This window comes from Pseudomonas sp. MCal1, from assembly GCF_026341415.1.
In the GTDB taxonomy this organism is placed as follows: Bacteria; Pseudomonadota; Gammaproteobacteria; order Pseudomonadales; family Pseudomonadaceae; genus Aquipseudomonas.
Genome location: NZ_JAKUMP010000002.1, coordinates 187,377 through 206,014 on the forward strand (window position 1 = coordinate 187,377; position 18,638 = coordinate 206,014).

22 protein-coding genes are annotated in these 18,638 nt (G+C 61.3%); all 22 read right to left on the minus strand.

Annotation, left to right across the window (positions count from 1 at the left end; translation table 11 throughout):
• Position 1 precedes the first annotated feature (1 nt).
• The 22 genes from MKZ87_RS04030 to MKZ87_RS04135 all read right to left on the minus strand — a co-directional run bounded on the left by MKZ87_RS04030 (position 2) and on the right by MKZ87_RS04135 (position 18,609).
• Positions 2 to 2,551 carry a phage tail tape measure protein gene (locus MKZ87_RS04030; protein ID WP_266200313.1) on the minus strand — a complete coding sequence of 850 codons (2,550 nt, stop codon included), beginning with the start codon at positions 2,549 to 2,551 and terminating at the stop codon, positions 2 to 4.
• A 156-nt stretch (positions 2,552 to 2,707) separates the two neighbouring features.
• Positions 2,708 to 3,022 (minus strand): phage tail assembly protein, encoded by a 315-nt coding sequence (locus MKZ87_RS04035; protein ID WP_266200314.1) that lies wholly within the window; start codon positions 3,020 to 3,022, stop codon positions 2,708 to 2,710.
• Between the two features lie 12 nt (positions 3,023 to 3,034).
• Entirely contained in the window at positions 3,035 to 3,538 is a 504-nt protein-coding gene (locus MKZ87_RS04040) for a phage major tail tube protein (RefSeq protein ID WP_085683143.1), read from the minus strand.
• Between the two features lie 12 nt (positions 3,539 to 3,550).
• The gene (locus MKZ87_RS04045) at positions 3,551 to 4,717 is read right to left on the minus strand and encodes a phage tail sheath family protein (protein WP_266200315.1); all 1,167 of its coding nucleotides are present in this window, start codon (positions 4,715 to 4,717) and stop codon (positions 3,551 to 3,553) included.
• Positions 4,718 to 4,820: 103 nt separating this feature from the next.
• Positions 4,821 to 5,264 carry a phage tail assembly chaperone gene (locus MKZ87_RS04050; RefSeq protein ID WP_266200316.1) on the minus strand — a complete coding sequence of 148 codons (444 nt, stop codon included), beginning with the start codon at positions 5,262 to 5,264 and terminating at the stop codon, positions 4,821 to 4,823.
• Positions 5,265 to 5,266: 2 nt separating this feature from the next.
• Positions 5,267 to 7,225, minus strand: coding sequence for a phage tail protein (locus tag MKZ87_RS04055; RefSeq protein WP_266200317.1), 1,959 nt, complete (start codon positions 7,223 to 7,225; stop codon positions 5,267 to 5,269).
• Positions 7,222 to 7,827 carry a phage tail protein I gene (locus MKZ87_RS04060; RefSeq protein ID WP_266200318.1) on the minus strand — a complete coding sequence of 202 codons (606 nt, stop codon included), beginning with the start codon at positions 7,825 to 7,827 and terminating at the stop codon, positions 7,222 to 7,224. The genes MKZ87_RS04055 and MKZ87_RS04060 overlap by 4 nt, the downstream gene beginning before the upstream one ends.
• 1 nt (position 7,828) lies before the next feature.
• Positions 7,829 to 8,713: a baseplate assembly protein gene (locus tag MKZ87_RS04065; protein WP_266200319.1), complete on the minus strand. Its 885-nt coding sequence runs from the start codon at positions 8,711 to 8,713 to the stop codon at positions 7,829 to 7,831.
• Positions 8,710 to 9,036 carry a GPW/gp25 family protein gene (locus MKZ87_RS04070; protein ID WP_266200320.1) on the minus strand — a complete coding sequence of 109 codons (327 nt, stop codon included), beginning with the start codon at positions 9,034 to 9,036 and terminating at the stop codon, positions 8,710 to 8,712. The genes MKZ87_RS04065 and MKZ87_RS04070 overlap by 4 nt, the downstream gene beginning before the upstream one ends.
• Before the next feature lie 5 nt (positions 9,037 to 9,041).
• Positions 9,042 to 9,305 carry a hypothetical protein gene (locus MKZ87_RS04075; protein ID WP_266200321.1) on the minus strand — a complete coding sequence of 88 codons (264 nt, stop codon included), beginning with the start codon at positions 9,303 to 9,305 and terminating at the stop codon, positions 9,042 to 9,044.
• A 62-nt stretch (positions 9,306 to 9,367) separates the two neighbouring features.
• A complete protein-coding gene (locus MKZ87_RS04080; RefSeq protein ID WP_266200322.1) occupies positions 9,368 to 9,955 on the minus strand; it encodes a phage baseplate assembly protein V in 588 nt (195 codons plus the stop codon).
• A complete protein-coding gene (locus MKZ87_RS04085; protein WP_266200323.1) occupies positions 9,952 to 10,491 on the minus strand; it encodes a hypothetical protein in 540 nt (179 codons plus the stop codon). Before MKZ87_RS04085 ends, MKZ87_RS04080 begins: the two co-directional genes overlap by 4 nt.
• 1 nt (position 10,492) lies before the next feature.
• A complete protein-coding gene (locus MKZ87_RS04090; RefSeq protein WP_266200324.1) occupies positions 10,493 to 11,149 on the minus strand; it encodes a hypothetical protein in 657 nt (218 codons plus the stop codon).
• Positions 11,146 to 11,460 carry a head-tail joining protein gene (locus MKZ87_RS04095; protein ID WP_266200402.1) on the minus strand — a complete coding sequence of 105 codons (315 nt, stop codon included), beginning with the start codon at positions 11,458 to 11,460 and terminating at the stop codon, positions 11,146 to 11,148. Before MKZ87_RS04095 ends, MKZ87_RS04090 begins: the two co-directional genes overlap by 4 nt.
• A 2-nt stretch (positions 11,461 to 11,462) precedes the next feature.
• Positions 11,463 to 11,675 (minus strand): hypothetical protein, encoded by a 213-nt coding sequence (locus MKZ87_RS04100; protein ID WP_266200325.1) that lies wholly within the window; start codon positions 11,673 to 11,675, stop codon positions 11,463 to 11,465.
• Between the two features lies 1 nt (position 11,676).
• Entirely contained in the window at positions 11,677 to 12,705 is a 1,029-nt protein-coding gene (locus MKZ87_RS04105) for a major capsid protein (RefSeq protein ID WP_266200326.1), read from the minus strand.
• A 12-nt stretch (positions 12,706 to 12,717) separates the two neighbouring features.
• A complete protein-coding gene (locus tag MKZ87_RS04110) occupies positions 12,718 to 13,068 on the minus strand; it encodes a head decoration protein (protein WP_266200327.1) in 351 nt (116 codons plus the stop codon).
• A gap of 12 nt (positions 13,069 to 13,080) precedes the next feature.
• Positions 13,081 to 14,313, minus strand: a complete 1,233-nt coding sequence (locus tag MKZ87_RS04115; RefSeq protein WP_266200328.1) for a S49 family peptidase — start codon at positions 14,311 to 14,313, stop codon at positions 13,081 to 13,083.
• Between the two features lie 2 nt (positions 14,314 to 14,315).
• Positions 14,316 to 15,923 (minus strand): phage portal protein, encoded by a 1,608-nt coding sequence (locus MKZ87_RS04120; RefSeq protein ID WP_266200329.1) that lies wholly within the window; start codon positions 15,921 to 15,923, stop codon positions 14,316 to 14,318.
• A gap of 2 nt (positions 15,924 to 15,925) precedes the next feature.
• Entirely contained in the window at positions 15,926 to 16,141 is a 216-nt protein-coding gene (locus MKZ87_RS04125; RefSeq protein WP_083366729.1) for a hypothetical protein, read from the minus strand.
• Between the two features lie 10 nt (positions 16,142 to 16,151).
• Positions 16,152 to 18,140: a phage terminase large subunit family protein gene (locus MKZ87_RS04130; RefSeq protein WP_323873467.1), complete on the minus strand. Its 1,989-nt coding sequence runs from the start codon at positions 18,138 to 18,140 to the stop codon at positions 16,152 to 16,154.
• The gene (locus MKZ87_RS04135; RefSeq protein ID WP_266200330.1) at positions 18,085 to 18,609 is read right to left on the minus strand and encodes a terminase small subunit; all 525 of its coding nucleotides are present in this window, start codon (positions 18,607 to 18,609) and stop codon (positions 18,085 to 18,087) included. Before MKZ87_RS04135 ends, MKZ87_RS04130 begins: the two co-directional genes overlap by 56 nt.
• Positions 18,610 to 18,638 lie beyond the last annotated feature (29 nt).

The following is an 18,638-nucleotide window of genomic DNA, read 5'->3' on the forward strand; positions in this document are numbered from 1 at the left end:
CTTACACATGCGGTTCATCGTAGAGTTTGCGGTTCTGCAGCTGCTGCGTGGCCTGCTGCATTTGCTGCGCGATGTAGGGTTGGAGCTCTCGCGCCATTTGCGCCGGATCCTTGGCATCGCCTTGCACGGTAATGTGCAGTGGCGCCGAGATCTCGACCCGTTGTTCGACCTTGGGTGTTTCGGATCGGGGTGCAGGGATCGGCGCGGCCAGTAAAGGTGGTGGTATCGGTGCACTGGCAGGTGTGGTCAGCGAACGGGCGACATCACCCATTGCTGCAGCATCGGCTGGGCGCTCAGGGAGCAACATGCTGACAGTGGGCACTGCAGGTGGTTTTGCACCAGGTGCCAACGGGCCGGGGGCGGATTGCGGCGCGAATGACCGGGCGATGTCACCCATCACCGGCGGCAGGTTTTTTCCGGCATCGGCCATCATCAATGGCCCGGCGTCCGGTACCCGCTTCAGCGACTCGTCGGTACCGAACAGTTTCTTGCCCAGAAAACCTCCTGCCGCATCGCCGCCCATGTATCCCAGGTATCCGCCGATCATGCCGCCGACGATGTTGCCAATGATCGGCACCGCCGAACCAATAGCGGCGCCTGCAGCTGCACCCGCCAAAGTGCCGGCCAGCCCACCGGCTGCCTCGCCGTAGCCTTCGGCCTTTTCGTCCTGAGTCACCGCATTTTCGTAGGTGTCGTAGGCTTTGAAGCCGGCGTCAACCACCGCGAAAAACGCCGGCCCTTTGACGCCCTCGGCGATCTTGGCACCGCGACCGCCGCCTTCGTGACCGCCGCCCCTGCTGCCTTGGCTCTTCTTGCCTTCTCCGGCCTTACCGTCCTTCCCGCCTTTGTCCTTCTTGCCTTCGCCGCCATCCAGATCACCGGCATCCAATCCACCGCCGGCACCCGGCAGGTTGGTGACGATCACTTTTTGCGGGATGTTCGGGTTGCCCATCAGTGTGCCGCGCCCGAGGTTCATCAGCCCCTTGCCGACCTTGAAAGCGCTGACGACGCCCTTGAGTGCGACCAGCCCAGCCACGGCCGTACCAATGCCGAGCGTGACCCGTGGAAACTCATCGGCGAAGCCTGATAGCTTGCGGCTGACGTTGTTGATGCCGTCAGCCACTGCGTCGGTAACCGGCCGGATCGCATCGCCAATGCTGCGCATGGCGTCATCCATGGACTGCGCCATCTCGGACCATTTTTGCGCTGAGGTTTGTCGACGCTCAGCGAGGTTCTTGTCGAGGATCCCGGTGGCACCGGCCGAATCCTTTTTCAGCTGGTTGTACAGATCCCTGTTCTGCATGTACGCGGTCAGAGCCGCTTTCACCTGCATGTCGGCAAACAGGTCACCGGTACGCAAAGCCTCTTCCAGCGATTTCATCATCGCTTTGGCTTTCTCGGGGTCGGCCTCTTTGCTGATCGCCGCCGTGGCCTTGGCCATCTCGGCAGCCCGCTTCGGATCGGTCGCTTCGATGTATTTCTGCGCCAAGGCAAAGCTGGATTCCAGTGTGGACATGCCGTTTTGCAAACCGGTCTGCATCGAGCCCTTGTAGTCGATACCGGCCTTTTTGTAAGCGTCGACCGTCTCACCGGATCCGATTTTTTCCATCCAGTTTTTGAGGTTGTTGGCCGCCTCATCCGAACCGCCAGCCGTTTTCATTTGCACCTGAAGCATGGCGCCCAGCTGCGTCACCGAGTCCATGCCGGTGATGCCCAGCTTGCCCATCCCGGCCAACAGTTCGGGGAACCACTTGGCCATGTCGACCGCTTCAAAGCTGCCTGCCTGGCCCTGATAGGCTATGGCTTCCAGCGCTTTTTCCATCACCTTGGGGTCAGTGATCTTGGCGTTCTGACCCAGTGCGTTGATCATCTTGGCCGTTTCAGTGCCTTCCGATCCTTGGCCGATGGCAAACTTGGCCGCCGTCGGGGCGTAAGCCAGCGCCTTGTCCAGCTCCATGCCGGCACCGACCAGGGCGTTGACCACTTCGGCCACCTGGTTGCGCGCCATGCCGGTATCGCGCGACGTTTCGATCACTGTCTTGGACAACTGCGCCTCTTCCGGTGAGTTGGCAATGTTGGCCTTGATCGCGATGTCGCGAATGATCGCGCCGTAGTCGGCACTGACCTTGGTCGGGATCGCAGCAGCGGCGGTCAGCGCACCGGCTTGGCCGATGGTGCCTTTGAGTCCGGCCCGGCCTTCCTCGATCTGCCGGTGACCGAGCGCCTTTAGTTCGGCGCCGGCAGCCACGCGGCCCATGGTGGCGTAAGCCTTGCTCAATCGCCCTACCTCGACACCCTGTTTCTTGAGCAGATCGAGGTTCTTTTCGTACTTGGCCAGCAGCTTGTCTGCGCTTGCGGCACCGGTCGCGTGCGCCTTGCGCCACTCTTCGCGCAGACGCATGGTGTCGCCGATGGTGTTCTGCAGGACTCGGGCCTTACTGCCCACCGAATCCAGATGTTTGATCTTGCTTTCGACGTCCTTGAACGCTTTGCCTACCGTCTGATCGACGGCGCCGCCAATGACAAAGCCAAGCGCGAGGTTCTTCGCCATGTGCGTGCCTTATGCGTCGGAAAGAGTTGAGCGGTGGCTCAGTCGGAGAGCCACCACACCAGTTCGTTGAAGGGCATGGCCGTGATCTCAGCCGCCGAGAACCCGGTCTCCCTGGCCATGCGCTTGGCCAGGATCTTCAACGTAGAGCCGTCGCATTTACTCGTCCGTGACCAGGCGAAAGTAGCCGGCCTGCAGGCGCAGGTAGTCCACCATCTTCAGCCCCATCAGATCCGCTTCAGGGGTCTGGGTCAGAGAAGCGAACAACGACATTTCACGCTGCTCGGCATCACCGTTGGAGGCCGCCTGCGCAGCTCGCACATCACGCACGCACGGTGCACGCATCATCAGAGTGTCGACCGTGACACCGGACAGTTCTGTCGGGTATTTGAGGCTGATGCGAAAGCCTTCGTCAGACAGCTGCAGCCACTTAGGCAGCGATTTTTCGGTGGTCGGTTGAATGTCTTGATTCATTGCGTATTTTCCTTAAAGGCCCAGGGCCGCACGTTCGTCTGCGAGCTGGTCGACGCCGTCGATGACCAGCACCATGCCCAGCATGTCGATCTCGTAAATCACCCGGCCGGCGACTTCGAGCTTGTAGTAGGTCAATGCCATGTTGTGTTTGGTCTCGGCCTTCTCACCAGCCTTCCAGTCGCCCATGTCGACTTCCTTGATCCCGCCACGCATGGTGACGATCACCGGGGTGACCTTGCCCTTGAGCCCCTTGAACGAACCTCGGAAAACAGCGCTGCAGGCGGTGCGATCGGACAGACCAAAGAACTTGAGCGCTTCGCGCCGCACACCGTTGGTGGTGAAGCCGGCTTCCAGTTTTTCCACGCCGGTCGGGATCTCAACCTCACCGGCCATACCGCCGCCTCGATAGGCTTCGGTTTTCAGCACCACCTTGGGAAGAGTCAGGCTCGGCATTTCGCCGGCAAAACTGACGCCGTCGATAAACCCGGCGCAGTTGGAGAGAACTTCAGGAATCATCAGGGTGCCTCCTTAGGCAGGTTCAAGCACTTCGGTCATCCACTCGTTGGTGACCTCAAAAAGGAAGTTCGGGTTTTCAGCCGGCGGCACGTCGGTGAAGCGGATCCGCCAGTACACCTTGCCCTGCTCGATCTGGCTGGCCGTGTTCAATTCGTGATCCGGGAACACCTCGAAGTTGATCACCGCGCCTTGGTTCTTCAGGTCACGCATGAACGCTTCCAGGCCGTCAGTGACGTCCTTGACGTAGGTCTTGGTGATCGAGCGGTCGACCGCCCATTTGTGCCCGGCCTGCACAGCATCCATGAGGATGAACAACGTGCGTACGCGGGTGACGAACGCCCATTTCGGATCGCTCGACAATGTGCGGTTACCCCAGAGCCGGTAACCGTCGTCGCGAATGATCGTGGTGATATTGGCGTTGTTGAGCAGGTTGGCCCGGCAGGTTTCGTCGCCGTCCAGGTACTCGACCGCGCGGGTGGTGCCGGTGATGCCGGTGAACTCTTTGTTCGACGGCGAGGCCCAGAAGCCGTAGGTCGCATCCGTCCATGCAAACAGGCCGGCGGTCCACGCAGAGCCGGGAGCATCCACCGTCTTGCTGACCCCGGTATCCCAGAACTGCACACCGGGATCGACCATAAACAGGTTGCGACTGCCGAAATTGTCGGCGTAGGCCATGGCTTCCTCGTCGGTGGTGCATGGCCCATCGATGATGCCGATGGCGCGCAGCTTCTGCGCCAGACCATCGATGGCGGTGGCCACCGCCTTAGTGGCCGAATGACCCGGTGCGATCAGTAATCGCGGTTGGGCGTTGAACAGGCTTTTGCCATCAAGCAGTGCCTGCAGGCCAGTACGCTGACCCGAAGCCAACACGCCGCCGATAATGGCCGATGTCTGCAGCGCCGGATCATCCATCTTCGGCACGCCAATGGCGACGATCACCGCCTTGGCTTTTTTGTAAATCGCCTGGCAGGCTCGGGTCATTGCCGATTCCGCGCCAAACGCTGCAATGGCTTCGCGCTCGGTGGTGATCAGCTTCAGTTCCCCAGCCTTGGCAGTGCCGCCGCCCAACACACCCGGCGTGAAGGTGTCGCACAAACCGATGATCGAGGAAGACGGCAGCGTGATGGTGCGTGCACCGGTGTCGACCGCTGTGGTCGTGACGCCGTGAAAGAAGCTCATAAGGCTCGTTCTCCAGAAACGAAAAAGCCCCGCGTGTCTGCGAGGCTTGAAGTGTTGATATTGCGTGAGGCGGAATGAGAAACGCCCCGTCAATACGGGGCGCTCAGGTGGTTTGCGTTGCCAACCAGGTCGGTGCCGGCGGTCGGTGTTCGGCGAGCGGGAATTCTCCGACCTGCGGCCAGTCGCGCAACTGCCGGCGGTAGGACTGCAACTCCGTGTACTGCTCGGCCGTGAGCGAAGTTGCGCCGCTTTCTTCCAGCTCGTCGCGATGCCGGGAAACCAGCGGATCGGTCAGGGCCAGCCGCCCGTCACGCCAAGCCCGTTCGACCGCTGCCAGTTCGTCGTCATCGAGCGGCGGCGGATCGATCAGCACCGGCTGACCATCGGGTCGGGACGACATTTTTTTTGGACTGGTCGACAACTCATCGAGCAGCGCCTGCCAGACACTTTCCGCCACCTCGACCACGTCCGCCGGCATGTTCGTGCCATGAATCTCAGGGCGATAGGCCCCACAAATGGACGGACTGAAATACACGATTTTGCTCATTTTTAGTTCCCCATAGCCCGCCACCAGACTGTCCAGTTCACTGCCGATGCATTGGCTGAGTTTTGCAATCGCAACGTACAACCCGTCGCCGTAACGCTCCCCCCCATGACTGCGGACATAAGACTCAGCGAACCCACATGATTAAAGATGATATTGCGGCAGCCATTTGGAAACGGGATAGGAAATGTGACGTACACATAGCCGTTCGCATCGGTGACGCCTGTTCCCCACTGCTCAATGAGGCCGTTGGCATTTTTCGCCCACCCCGAGCCAGAAATGCTCGATGCAAACTCCGTGGAGTATTTCAGGGTGGCGGGCCCCTCCTCAAACACCCAATTGGTTTCACCGCACACCAGAACACCAGCCGACCCCGTCGGGATAATGACGCTGTTCACGGTTTTGGCGAGGGCGACGATAGTATCCGTCGTCCCTTGTCGGCTAACCACAATGTCGCCACTTGACGAGTTTTGAATATAAAACTTTGACCCGACAGGACTGGCGGCCAACAGCGGAAGTGTCCAAGTACCAGCCACATTGCCGACGATGCGCCGCCCAGCCAGGGCTGGCGTAAGCGTGGTAGCCGACGTGGTGATATTCGTTTGCCCGCTGAAGTTACCCTGGGCTCGCTGCACAAATTCAGTCGTGGCCAACGCCTTGCCGTTATCGAACTGCGGCTGCGTGAAGAAGTGCGCACTACTCAACGTACCCGCGAAGCGCAACGCCGCCGTGCCGCCGATCAACCGCCACTGATCTTGGAGGCGGATGAATTCGGCCGTGTCGCCCAAAGCCAGCACCAACGGGCCGGCCACGCCGGTCGAGGTATAGACCACGTCAGTCCCCGAACCTACGATTTTCAACCCGCCCGCGCCCGCGCTGACCAGCGTGATCGTGGCTCCCTGCGCAACACCTGCTGTCGGTGGCAAGGTCGCCGTTAGCTGTGCTGCGGCGGCGAAACTGTGAAGGCCGCCGACGTGCGCCGCCGACAGCACCAGGCTCAGATCGTTGGTCGTGAACCCCGAGAACTCGATACCGCGCCGCTTGAAAAATTCAGTCGTCGCCAGCGACTTGCTGCTGTCGAACTGCGCCGGCGTGGGAGCCGTGGGGTTGCCTGAAAACGTCGGCGAGAACAACCGGGCAAAACCGTCTGTGATGTCCTTGAACGTCAGCGCGGTGGTGCCCACGACAATCGGGCCATCCGTTACCAGCTGCCAGATCGTGTCGCCCTGAGTTGCGCCAACCTCGACCGCCACCGTCAGATTCGGCGTCACCTTGGTGTTGTTGTCCGCATCTTTGGCTCGCACCCAAGCTCCAACCGCCGCCACATAAGGACCGTTGTCCTTGGCAGCCGTTTGATTTTTCACCAGCACCCGGTCACCGGCGTTGATCGAAACGCCATCCACCACCTGTAAACCGACCAGGCTGATATTGGCCGTGGTGGCTGCTCGCACCGATTGCTTGATATCGAGCTTGCTCAGTTCCTCCAGAATGCGTGAATCGACCCACTCACGCGTCGCCAGCACCACCGCCGGATCGATCTTGAGACTGATCTGCGCGGTACTGGAAACAATAAGGTTCATCCGCACCACCTGCGTGCGTCCCGAGCCCTGCGACAGAATTGGCTTGAAGCTCGGCGCGCAGTTGGCCACCGCGACCAGGTCGCCGTCCGCATCGTACAGTCCGACCTCACGAATCCAGCGGCCACCCTCATCGGCTGGAATCACCTGCTCGGCGATGATCACTGCCGCATTGACCGGATCAATGCGTAGCTGATTGAGCGGCCGCCGACGCCATTCATTGATCAGTTTGGTTTGCTTGGCGCTGGGCTGCGGGTCAGTGCCGTTCGCATCGCCCAGGCCCATCTGTGTAATGTTCCAGGGAACCCCAAGCACGTTGGCATTCGCCAGCTTGGCGGCACCCACGTCCGTGAGGATCGCGAAAAATTTCGAATTCTCATCAATCATGAATATATGTCCAAGGTATCAATGGAGTGTTCCCGCCCAACCACACCGAAGTTGCCGGTGAGGTTGATGTCCTGCATTTCAGGTGGGTAAATGTCGAGTTCGTCGCCGTCGTAGAGGCATGCACCAACATTCAGGTTGCCTTGCGTCTCAAGGCTGATGGCCAGCCCCGTCAACTTGCGGCTGACCGGTTTGGCGTCATCGATCAGGCGTTCGAGTTCGAGGTACATTTCCTCGGTGATGCCGGTATCCAGTACCCCGACCTTCAACGCAAAAGTGCCCGGCACGCCTTGTGGCACCGTGTTGAACCATTCGACGATCTCGATCAGGTAGCCCAGCGGTTCTACGACTCTGCGCAAGGCACCGATGGTGCCCTTGTGTTTGTGGATAAAGAACGACGCCTTGATTGCGGCGCGCTTGACCGGTTCCGACCAGGCTGGATCCCAGCGGTCGACCGACCAGGCCCAGGCCAGATGCGGCAGCAGGTGCTCCGGACAGGTGTCGGGGTTGTACAACGTGCGCAACGGAATCAACGTGGTTTCGGCGAATGTCGCCTCGATACCCCGCTCCAGGGGAGTGCTGTTGAGCGGCAAAAGACTGCGCATGTCAGCCTCCCAGTACAACGGTGTAACCCGTGCAATAAGCGGCCTGTGCCTTGGTGGGTTTCAGATCCTGCCAATCCTTCAGTTCCACTCGCGCAACACCGGCGACATGCAGCTGCGCATCGACCCCAGACCGGGCTACCTCGACGCCCAGCCGGCGCCGTGGATTGATCCAGGCTTCCAATCGACGGATCGCCTCGGTAAGCGCCGCGTCGTTCTCGGGGCCGGCGCCTTTCATGTGCAGCACGGCGTCGACCCGGTAACGCAGGATCTCGGCGCCGCGCACGGTGACGCGGTCGCCCACCGGCCGCACGTCATCGTCATTCACAGCCACAGCGACCAAGGCCAACAACTCCGGGCCAGCCGCGCCATCGCCCTCTAATCCCAGCACCGTGACGTCGACGCAGGCCGGCGCCGGGCTTTCCGCCGTGGCATCGGCGACCAACGCCGAGGCGTTTCGTGCGTGGAGGATGTAGCTGTTGCGGGGGCCGGCCGTGGTCAGCCCCTCATAGGCCAGTTGTACACGCTCGCGCAACGCATCATGAGACTCCATGACCGCTGCAATCGGCGGCACAGCCAGCAGATCCGCCGCCTGGATCACCAAGCGCTTGAGGTTGACGTTGGCGGCCAGGTGATCCAGATCGGCGCCGGTGGCGTAGGCCAGTAACTGAGCCTTGGCCGCGTCGTTCACACGTGCCCGGTTACCGAGCTTGATGTAGCTGCCAACTTCCAGCAGCTTGGTCACCGGATCGCTTTCCAGCGAGGCGGTCCAGTTCTGACCCATGTGCCCTCGGAACACGCCCAGCGCTTCGCTGTACGTGTCTTCAAAATCCAGCGGTTCCAGCACGTCCGGTGCCGGCAGCTCCGACAGATCTACCAGGGTACTCATACCCACACCTCCAACGTGCCGCGCTCACCGAGGTATTCGCCGCTGATCTTGAAATTGATTTTGCCGCCGAGGACGGAGACAACCACGATGCGCTCAAGCTTGAGTCGCGGCTCCCATTGGTTGAGTGCCCGCACGGCCTCAGCCTGCGCCGCGCTCTTCCAACCTTTGTTGATCGGCAGGTCGACCATGCGCCGGAGCTTGCTGCCGTACTCCGGCCGTTCACGGCGGCTCAGCAACGGTGTGCCGAGGATGTCCGCAACCGACTGACGTAGATGCTCGATGCCGGAGATGGGCTGCCCGGTGTGGCGATCCATTCCGATCATCGGGTCTACTCCTTGAGCTGCTCGTATTCAGGGTGAGCCTTGAGGTATTTCAGCGCGACGTCATCGCCCGCCTCGACCATGACCAGGCTCTTGACCACGGGAAGGGTGCGACCGTCCGGCAGAACCACCGTGCGGGAGGTGTAGAGGGCGTCGCGAAACTTGATGAGCTGGTCAGAGGCATGGCCGGGGAATCCCTGAGCAACAGGGACAAGCCCTGATACTGGCAGTGCTTCCGCGAACGCCTCGACTTCAGATTTGACCTTGGTCATGAGTATCTCCAGGCATAAGAAAGCCCGCGCGCGGCGGGCTGGGTGGATAGGTGGGTGGGTGATCAGTGCTTGTGGTTGGCAGTGTTGCCGGTGGTGTCCAGGATCGCACCGTCGCTGGTGATGTTCTGCGTGGCGTGCAGTGGCCCGTCGATATTCACCGGTCCCTTGATGTTCACTTTGCCTTCGAGATCGATCGTTCCCGACTTCACGGTAACGGCGTTGTCGGTCACTTCGGCCAGGGTTGCCCCGACCTTGATGACGACCGTGCCGGTGGGCAGGGTGATGCTGTAAATGCTGTCCTGCCAGTCGTAGACCAAGCGCCCGCCATCCTCGAAATGCCAGACTTCGACATGGTCACGGTTGTCAGGCGGTGGCCCGCCGTTACCGTATAAGCCGGGAATGAACGTGCCTTGTGCCACTTCGCCACTGGCACTGATCAAGGTGCCCTGCTCATTCAGGCTTGGCGCTCGCCAGTGCCGTGCCTTGCCGGCGGCGACGCTGTGCCAGCGCACCCAACCGCTGACCCATTCACCGTCCGAAACGCGGCACACCGGTGGTGATGCCGTTAGATCCACCGCCACCACGTAGCAGTCCTTGACCAGGCCGGCGAGCATGCGGTCATGCTGGGCGCTCACGTAGCCGGCGCTCATGGTAGATTCTCCGGCGCAAAGTACTTGTCCTTGTTGGCCAGGCCAGTGTCAGGCTCCACGCCGAACAGCAGCGTGCCTGACGGCTGATCAGGCCACGGCCATTGCGTTTCGCCGAGGTAGATCTGCTGCGTCCATTCCACAACCCAGACGGTATAGCCATCCAGCTCCGGCTTGGTCCAGTCCTGCATGGCCTGAACAAACTCCGCCGGTTCGACTTCGACGCCCCACGACTGCATTCGCAGCAGCACGGCCAACTGACCGGCGATGAACACCGCTTGCTGATGGTGATCGGGCTGGATCGGGTCGGTAATCACCCGCGCTTCAAACTTGCAGGACAGGCCCGTTTCGCCCGTTCCCGGATCGAGTCCCGGCTCCATCTCTGCCAATTCGACCAGAACCGCCGGCAGTGCGATGCGATCATCAATGTTCGGCCAGACTGCAACAGTCTGAATACCTGGCAGGTGATCCTGAATATGCCGTTCAATGGCTTGATACAACTGCTCCAGGCTGAACGGCTTATCGACTTGATCCGTCATGTCATGTTCCCTTCAGGTGTTTCTGCAGTTCAAAATTGAGTTCCTGCTGCAGGACGTGCAGCAACTGTTCGTCGGCCTTGCGGATCCAGCTTTCGAAGTGTGGCCGCGCCTGCTCCAGCGACACCTTGGCTTTCGCCAGTGGAAAGCGGCTACCGTGTTCGGCGATCCAGCCCGAACTGGCCCCGCCCGCCCCGCTGACATCGCTATCGGGATAGTCACTGGCGTCGAAATGCTTACTGGCCGTTCGGATCCAGACATCCGCACTGTTGCCGTAAACCTTCTTGAAGAACGCCCCCTGAAAGCGGCGCCCCGCCACTGACACACCGGAACGGCTCTGTCGAGGCCGGCCAATGCGGCTGGCTTCCATGGCGTTGAGGCCGAACCAAAGTTTGCCGCTGTTCGCTCCACCGCTGACCGGGTAAGCTCGCAGGCGCTGCCGCACAGCAGCAACCGCAATGCGCTCCTGTCGGCCAACGGCGCGAGCAATTTGCGTGGCGAGCCATCGCAACGTTTTGTTGATGGCTCGCCGCTGTGCCGCAGCAGCGGCCTTCGGCACCAGCGCGGCGAAATCCTGAAAAGCTTTCAGGTCGGCCGCCGAGGTTTGCAGCGATATCATCCCGCCACCGGCCGAGGGTTTGACATAGCTACCGACGCTCATCGTTTAGCCCTCAACAACAACGCTACCCAACCGGTGCCATCCGGTTCAAGTTTCACCAGGTCGTACTGGCCGCCGCCGTCTTGCGCCGGTAGATCAATAAGAACCAGTTGGCCCGGCTCAATTCCTGAAGCATCGCTGACGCGGATCTCGAACTGCGGCTCTCGTAGTGCGGTGTTGATCCGCCCTATGCGCGGTTGTAACCAGGGGGCAGAAAAGAAACCGGCGATCTCACGACCGCCGACCGTTCCCATGTCGCCCAGCCCATCCAGCACCAAGGCATCCATGTCTTCGCTCAACTCGCGAAAGCCCACAGTCATTCACCGTCGTCGACGTCGTCGACTGTGCCTGGGTTGTCTCCCAGCAATTGCTGCGCACGCGGATCCTTGATATCCGCGATGCGCCCCTCGGCCACGAGCGCGTCCGCCACCTCCTTGCTGGGCGGGCTGTATGGTTGGCCTTTGACGACCACATTTCGACCGTCCTGCACGCAACCATCGATCACCAGGTATTCGGCTTTCTTGGCCATGTCACACCACCTTGGCGTAGATGAAGGCGTCCGGCTCCAGCAGGCCAGCCAAGGCGGCGCTCTGCAGTTTCAGCCAGCGAGCGCTCGGCTCTTGCGTAACCCAGCTTTTCGGGAAGCGGGCCGCCTCAACCAGTCCGCTTTCCACGGCCTCCAGATCCTGGATCGCGCCATACAGCATCGCATTGCGCGTCGAAGTCGCACCGAGGATCAAACCGCCGACCGGGATCATTGGCTGTTCGTCGTCGTCATCGTCCAGATACCACTCGTCATAGCCGTACAGGTCGACGCCCGGATCGTTCAGGTAACCCAGGTAAGTCACGCCGTCGGGTAATTCCTCTGGCTTGATCATGCCCATGTCGACGCGGCGGGTGTTGAGTTGCTTCATCACCGTCGCATTGGACTGGAAGGCGTCCAGCGCTTCGCCGCTCATGGCCACCGTGTTGGCCGTGCGACCGGAGTCCTTGGCGATCTTGCGTTTCCAACTGCGTAGGTTGCCGATGGGGTCGCTGTCGGCCGTGCCCCATTGCCCGCTACCAAGGCTGATCCGGTGGTCGCTGGCCATCAGGAAATCGATGGTGTCGTCCACGCCCTCGCCGATCACGCGAACCTTGCCGGTGGTCAGTGCCTGGGCGCACATCCACTCTTCGCGGCGGACGATCTCGTCGTCCAGGTCACGCAGATCCTTGCCCAACAACTGGCCCGCACGCTCCAGCGGTGTACGGGTGGCGTAGGGGTTGTCGCCGGCCGAACGCTTGAGTACCAGTTCGGCGGTGGTCTCGCGCTTGGGTTGGATGTACGGTGGCGTGTAGGTGCTGGTGGTGTAGCCCTCGCGCAGCGACAGGCTGCCCGGCAGACGCGGATTGACGAACGGCGCCATCTTGCGTTTGCCCTTGATGATGTCGATGTCCACGGTTTTGGTCGGGAACGTCACCGGAGTGCCACCGTTGAAAAAAGTGTTCAACAGAAAGCGGCGTGCGGTCGGCATCTGCTCGACCGCTTCCAGCATGGTGCGGGTATCAAAAATATCCATCGGAAACTCCGGTTAACGAACGAACAGGCACAGGGCTCGTAGCGCGGCTTTCGCCTTCGCTACGGTGAGCCCTTCGCCGAGAGTGAGTTGGGCGGCCAGCACTTCGCCGGTCAGTCGGATCGGTGCCGCCTGGACACCCTTGCTGGTATCCGTGGCCTGATCGAGGATCGCTGAGGGCACCTCGGAGCCGTCCGTGGCGGCGGCCTTGCACAGCGCGTACTCGCCACTCGCTTGGACTTGGCCGAGGACGGCACCTCGCGGAAGATTCTGGCCGGCGGCGATCACAGCGATGTCGATCATCACCGGGAAGGCGCCCGCTGAAAGCTGCTCGGGCACGTAGGTTTGGCGTTCTGGATTGCTCATGTTTTTCTCCTGTCAGCGGCGCGAGGCGCCCACGACGATGGCGTTGACCACGGCCTTACGTTCGCCCTGGTTATCGTTATCAGTCGGGGTCGAGGTCGAGGCGCCGGTGGCATCGGACTTGATCGCGTTCAGTGAAATGCCGCGATCCTGCGCCGCCTTGAACAGTTGCAGGGCGGTGGCTTCGACCGAGGTACCGGCATCGATAGCGGCAGCGATCTCGGTCTCGAATCCCTTGCTGGCCATGGCGTTGATGCCAGTGATGCGCTGCCGCTCAGCGGTCGCGCCCTCCTCGCGGCTCTGGGTGCGGATGCTCTCCAGATCCGGCTGACTCGCCTGGGCGATCTGGATGGTCTGCGGATCCGTGCCGGCGGCCAGCGCCTCACGCAACTCCGCCGTGCTGCTGACGGTGGTCATGTTGAATTTCCTCGGTTGGGTTGCGGCCGTTTTGGCCAGTTCGGTAATCAATGCTTCAAGCGAGCCCAGACGATGGGCCAGGCCGGACTCGACAGCGGCAGCGCCGACACGCAGTCCGCCGAAGTCGCCCATCTCCGGAACGCGTTCCGGATCCACGCCCAGGTTCCGGGCCACCTTGGCTACGAACACGTCGCCCATGGCGTCGACGGTTTCGCCGACCTTGGCCCGTCCCTCTTCAGTGGACAGATCCACCCGTTTGTTGGGTGCGTTGCGGCTGACGATTTGGTAACGCTTGCGCCCTGTAGCGGCCTCGCCCTCCACAACCGCCTCGACCACGACGCCGATGCTGCCGGCGAGCGCGGTCTCGTCGATGACGATCTCGCCAGCCGCCGAGGCGATCCAGTAGGCCGCGCTGGCACCGGTGCCGCCGATGTAAGCAACAATGCGTTTGCGATCTCGGGCTGCATGGATGTGGTCGGCCAGCTCGTTGATGCCGGCGGCCACACCGCCTGGGCTGTCGATGTTCAGGACGATTGCGCTGACCTTGGGGTCTTCCAGCGCTTTTTGCAGGTCGGTCGCCAGCACCTGCGTACTGGTCGCGCCACTGATCTCGGTGAAGAGATTGGCGTAGCGAAACACCGGGCCGACCACTGGGATGATCGCCACCCCGTTGCGCACGCTGACGGTACGGCTGTTGTCCAGCCGCATGCCGGAGCGTGTCTCCAGCGCCGCCGGATCGCCCATTCGGTCTGCGATGGTCAGCAGGTTTTCCAGGGCGCCGGGCAGCATCAGCCAAGGCTGCGAGGCAGCCAGCTCAAATGCGCGGGGCATGGTTATTCCTCGTTGGGGTTATTGGGCGGGGTTTCCTGCTCGCGCCCCTTGGGCAGGACGTGCAAGCCGTCCTTGCGGCGCTGCTCGACTTCGCGCACGCGCTGTCGATACACCTGCTGCCACGGCTCGCCGGTCATAGCGGCGGTTTCCAGCGTCTCATTGCTGACACCGATCTCGATGCGCTTGCCGGCGGCGTTGGCCTCCTTTAACTCATCGATGGCGCCACGGGCTGGACCGATCCAGATCGCCTGGCAGTAAGCCTTGCGCTTAGCCGGATCCGCATAGCCGGGCAACTTGATCAATCCACGCGCCACTGCCTCGTCAATCAGCAGTTCGCGGCTGGGCTGGCAGAAGTCGCAGATCAGCCACCAGCGGCGCAGGCTGTAGAAGCGCCAGGCCTGCAACATCGCCGCACGGGCCGCGCTGTAACTGCTGCTGTAGTGCAGCAACAGTTCCTCCATCGGTTGTTCCAAGGCCGCACCGATCTCCTTGACCACGGCGGTAAAGAATGGATCGAACTGCGCGTTGGGTCGGGCCGGGTTGGCAATGACCGGCTCTTCGCCCTGCCCTAGGTCGACAATTGCGCCCTCGCCCAAGGCGAGTTCGCCATCTCCCGTGGTATCGCCACCAGGACCGCCGCCTTCGTTCGCCAAGGCGGTCATCGGCAGGTTTCCGACCTGAAAGTCGTTGGTCTTCTTGATGAACACGGTGAACATGGCCGAGATCACCGCCGCCATCAGCTCGGCGCTACTGTACCGCTCCAATTTCTGCAGTGGCTCCAGCACTGGGGCCAGGTACGGCGCGCCTCGTTTCTGACCCGGACGCTCCTTGTCGGCCATCACATGCATGACTCGGCGTCTGCCGGTGGCTTCACCGAAGGCTGGCAAACGCTCCCATTTGAGGGCTTGGCCGGCGGTGAACTCGTTCGGGTAACCGGTGCAGACGTGGTAAGCCAACGGGGCGCCGAGTCTGTCGAATTCGACGCCGTCCACCAGGTTCGCGCTGTCCAGCTGTCCAGCCGGATTGCATACCCGATCCGACTCGATTAATTGCAGCCGAGTACTGAAGACACAGCCCGGACGCTCGTCATCGGGGCTGGCAATCAATACATCGCCACCGACCATCGACGAGACCATCACGAGCGCCTGTAGCTGGTAATGATTGAGCGTCGCTTCCGCGTCACACTCACGTGGATCATCGGCATACAACGACCAGAGCCGGTCGAGCTGGGTATTGAGGTCTTCGGCCTGCTCCTCACTCAAACCGAGCGCCGCGTGATCAATTTGCGAACGGCAAACCAGACCGGTGCCGACTACGTTGGTGCGCAGGCGAGTGATCGCCGCTCTTGCGATCAGGTGATTGCGCATGGCATCCCGTGAACGAGCCACCAACATGCGCCGCTCGTTTTGGTCGAGGTCGCGTCGCGGGCTGCCGAGGCCGGGTATCCAGCTGGCCATACTGCGCAGCACGCGGGAGGCACCGCGCCAGCGCGTCTCAACACCACCCCCACCACCTTGAGCGACAATAGGTCGGGCCTCGTTTGCCGACTTGGCGAGCTTGATCGCCTCACGCATCAGCAACTCGGCCGGGTCTTTTCGAAAAAATCCCATAGTCAGATCTTCATGTAAGAGATGCGGTTACGGCCACGTCCCTGTTGTTGGGCCTGTTCCAGCGCGACCTCCTTCGCGTATTGCTGCTCGAGCAGGCGAAGGCTGTTCAGCTCGGCGCGATACAGTTCGCGATCCGCACGACGCAAGCGCTGGCCTTTCTTCAGGACGTCAGAGATCGCCGCCCGGACTTCCGCGAGGCGCTGTTGTGCGTCTGTCATGTTTGTTTTCCTAGTAGCCCGCGCGACTGCGGGTGCCCCGCCCACGAGCGACGGCTCGGCGCGGTACCGGTGCGACCGGTTGTTCGGTGGTGAACAGAGTTGGCTGTAGCTGTTGCTGCTCCAACTGGTCCCATTCGTGATCGCGCAGCAGATGGGTTTTTAAACTGCGCGCCGCATGCAAGGCGTACACCTCGCAGTCGAGCGCTTCGTTGCGCCGTCCGGCCTTTTTCTGCCACACCATCTTGCTGGGGTTACGCGCGTGTGGGGCCAGCACTTCGTTGGTGAGTTGCTCGTAGTAGTCCGAGCGAATCTCGCTGTACCAGTGCATTCGACCTGGACCACTGCCTTTGAGTCGGAGCCGACCGTCGATCAACGTCTTGGCTTTGTGCGTGCCGACAATGTGTACCCGCAGGCCGTATTTCGCAGCCTTGGTGTTGTCTTGCGAGGTATCCACTGACTGCGGTGGTTTGGTGAAAATCTCTTTGTCACGACTATCGACGGAGGCCCCTTTGATCGCCATGACGTTGTAGCGCTGGCGATCCCGAACGTAGGCATAAACCGCATCGCTGGTGTTGCCGTCGGAGCTGTCGATGCTTACCGCAGACACCGCCAGTTGGGCGCCGCCCTCGGTGGGAATCGGCCGAGAGATCACCCGGTCCAGCTCCTGCCAAACAGCATCATGCGGATCGATGGGGTTGCCATGAAGCTCACCCCAGTAAAGCCGCCATGACTCTTCACCACGCCCCCACCCGGTAATGACAAGGGCCAGGCGATCGCCTTGCACGTCGACGCCAACGGTGACCAGCAACACACCTTTCGGTGCTGTCAGTTCAGCGTAAGGCTCGGCGCGCTTCTCCAGTTCGTCAGTCTTCGGCGCGTCACTCTGGTACTCGTAACTTTCACCTTTGGAGCTGTTGACGAAGGCGATCATCGGTCCGATGTTGCCCTGCGAAGCGGCGTGCTCGGCTTGAAGTTTCTTCTCCATCAGCACCTGAAAGCGCGATCCCCAGAACGTCGCGTACAGCTCGTTCAGGATATAGCCCGCAATCCCGCGAAACTCAGCCGTGGCCGACCAGCGCCCGTTTTTGAGGTTGGCGTTTTTCTGGTTGTCGTCCCAGATCCCACCGCAGTGCGGGCAGGAATAGAACGCTTTTTCCGGACGCTTCTTGCCGTACACCTCGTGCAGGTAATCCGGGTCCTCATCGCAATGCAGGTTGTCAAAGCTCAGCGAGTGTTCCTGGCCGCACTCATGGCAGGGCACCAAGCCAACCCGCTTATCCGACAGTTCCAGCTCTGCATCAATCGCCGACAGGCCTCTGATGGTCGGTGTCCCACCGATGATGATCTTCGAGCGACGGAAGGTTTTCAGTCGCTCTTTGGCCAGCTTGATGCTGTCGCCCTGACCGCGCAGGTTGAGGTTGCAGTCATCAGGCTCCTCAATGGCCACTCGTGGCACTGGCGTGGATTTCACGCTGGCCGGACTGTTGGAACCGACCATTTTCAGGAAGCCGCCGGGGAAGCGCTTGAAGTCCTGACGCTGCTGCAGCTTGCGACTACGCAAGTCGACTTTCTTGCGCAGGCGTGGCGTGGCTTCGATCATCGGTTCGAGCTTTTCGCCAACGTATTGCTTGGCGGCTTCAGCTTTGGGGAACAGCACCAGGATCGGTGACGGGTCAATGTCGATCCACTTGCCTAGTGCATTCCCAAGCACGCCAGACGTCCAGGCAACCTGTGCCGACTTACGGCCAACAATCTCGCTGACGGCTGGATCGTCCAACGCTTCCAACGGCCCACCGGGCCAGGTCAGGTGCGGTGTCACGTCGAAGCGGTATTTGCCAGGGCGCGCTGCTTCCTCGGGTGCGAGCCAACGGTACTTGTCAGCCCACTCGATGATGCTCATGCGCGGCGGTGGCGCCCACTTGCGGCAGGCGCCGCGCAGCGCCTTAGTCGCCGTTTTCTTCAAAACCCTCCGGATCGTCCGGTTCGTCAGAATATCCATCTGACGGGGCATCATCCTTGTCATAGTCAGAAAGCCTCCTCAGGATGGCTTCAATGGGATCCCTGATCAGTTGGTCGTCGACCTCCACCCCGTAGCGCGCCGAAAGTTCGGCGGCCAGGGCGTCGGGGAATGTGTTGAGTAGCTCCACCTTCGCAGCGGTGATCATTGCTTCGAAGCGCTCGACCAAGTCATCGGCAATGACGACCTCCCCCAGATCCTTGGCCATCGCGAGTTCTTCGCGGTCGGCACGGATCCGGTCGAGGCGGTCGCGGGAAGATTCTTTCTTGCCGTTGAGCGCGGCCTGGTGCATCAGCCACTCAATCACTGCTTGAGTGTCATATTGGTTTTCGTTGCCCCGACCGAGGCCGAACTCGGTCACTGGCATGCCGTCGTTCTGCCAACGGGTCAGGGTGCGTTCATCACGACCGACGATCTCGCTTAAGTCGGCCTTGCTAACAGTCCTGCCCATATCTAACCCTTTGAAAAGACGGACATCAC

What these genes read in the sequence shown, in the direction of transcription:
- MKZ87_RS04065 (WP_266200319.1), bottom strand. Translation starts at nt 8,713, where the DNA reads ATGAGTACCCTGGTAGATCTGTCGGAGCTGCCGGCACCGGACGTGCTG.
- MKZ87_RS04045 (WP_266200315.1), bottom strand. Translation starts at nt 4,717, where the DNA reads ATGAGCTTCTTTCACGGCGTCACGACCACAGCGGTCGACACCGGTGCA.
- MKZ87_RS04060 (WP_266200318.1), bottom strand. Translation starts at nt 7,827, where the DNA reads ATGCGCAGTCTTTTGCCGCTCAACAGCACTCCCCTGGAGCGGGGTATC.
- MKZ87_RS04120 (WP_266200329.1), bottom strand. Translation starts at nt 15,923, where the DNA reads ATGGGATTTTTTCGAAAAGACCCGGCCGAGTTGCTGATGCGTGAGGCG.
- MKZ87_RS04105 (WP_266200326.1), bottom strand. Translation starts at nt 12,705, where the DNA reads ATGGATATTTTTGATACCCGCACCATGCTGGAAGCGGTCGAGCAGATG.
- MKZ87_RS04080 (WP_266200322.1), bottom strand. Translation starts at nt 9,955, where the DNA reads ATGAGCGCCGGCTACGTGAGCGCCCAGCATGACCGCATGCTCGCCGGC.
- MKZ87_RS04100 (WP_266200325.1), bottom strand. Translation starts at nt 11,675, where the DNA reads ATGGCCAAGAAAGCCGAATACCTGGTGATCGATGGTTGCGTGCAGGAC.
- MKZ87_RS04035 (WP_266200314.1), bottom strand. Translation starts at nt 3,022, where the DNA reads ATGAATCAAGACATTCAACCGACCACCGAAAAATCGCTGCCTAAGTGG.
- MKZ87_RS04070 (WP_266200320.1), bottom strand. Translation starts at nt 9,036, where the DNA reads ATGATCGGAATGGATCGCCACACCGGGCAGCCCATCTCCGGCATCGAG.
- MKZ87_RS04040 (WP_085683143.1), bottom strand. Translation starts at nt 3,538, where the DNA reads ATGATTCCTGAAGTTCTCTCCAACTGCGCCGGGTTTATCGACGGCGTC.
- MKZ87_RS04050 (WP_266200316.1), bottom strand. Translation starts at nt 5,264, where the DNA reads ATGAGCAAAATCGTGTATTTCAGTCCGTCCATTTGTGGGGCCTATCGC.
- MKZ87_RS04125 (WP_083366729.1), bottom strand. Translation starts at nt 16,141, where the DNA reads ATGACAGACGCACAACAGCGCCTCGCGGAAGTCCGGGCGGCGATCTCT.
- MKZ87_RS04110 (WP_266200327.1), bottom strand. Translation starts at nt 13,068, where the DNA reads ATGAGCAATCCAGAACGCCAAACCTACGTGCCCGAGCAGCTTTCAGCG.
- MKZ87_RS04075 (WP_266200321.1), bottom strand. Translation starts at nt 9,305, where the DNA reads ATGACCAAGGTCAAATCTGAAGTCGAGGCGTTCGCGGAAGCACTGCCA.
- MKZ87_RS04135 (WP_266200330.1), bottom strand. Translation starts at nt 18,609, where the DNA reads ATGGGCAGGACTGTTAGCAAGGCCGACTTAAGCGAGATCGTCGGTCGT.
- MKZ87_RS04090 (WP_266200324.1), bottom strand. Translation starts at nt 11,149, where the DNA reads ATGAGCGTCGGTAGCTATGTCAAACCCTCGGCCGGTGGCGGGATGATA.
- MKZ87_RS04115 (WP_266200328.1), bottom strand. Translation starts at nt 14,313, where the DNA reads ATGCCCCGCGCATTTGAGCTGGCTGCCTCGCAGCCTTGGCTGATGCTG.
- MKZ87_RS04055 (WP_266200317.1), bottom strand. Translation starts at nt 7,225, where the DNA reads ATGATTGATGAGAATTCGAAATTTTTCGCGATCCTCACGGACGTGGGT.
- MKZ87_RS04130 (WP_323873467.1), bottom strand. Translation starts at nt 18,140, where the DNA reads ATGGATATTCTGACGAACCGGACGATCCGGAGGGTTTTGAAGAAAACG.
- MKZ87_RS04030 (WP_266200313.1), bottom strand. Translation starts at nt 2,551, where the DNA reads ATGGCGAAGAACCTCGCGCTTGGCTTTGTCATTGGCGGCGCCGTCGAT.
- MKZ87_RS04085 (WP_266200323.1), bottom strand. Translation starts at nt 10,491, where the DNA reads ATGACGGATCAAGTCGATAAGCCGTTCAGCCTGGAGCAGTTGTATCAA.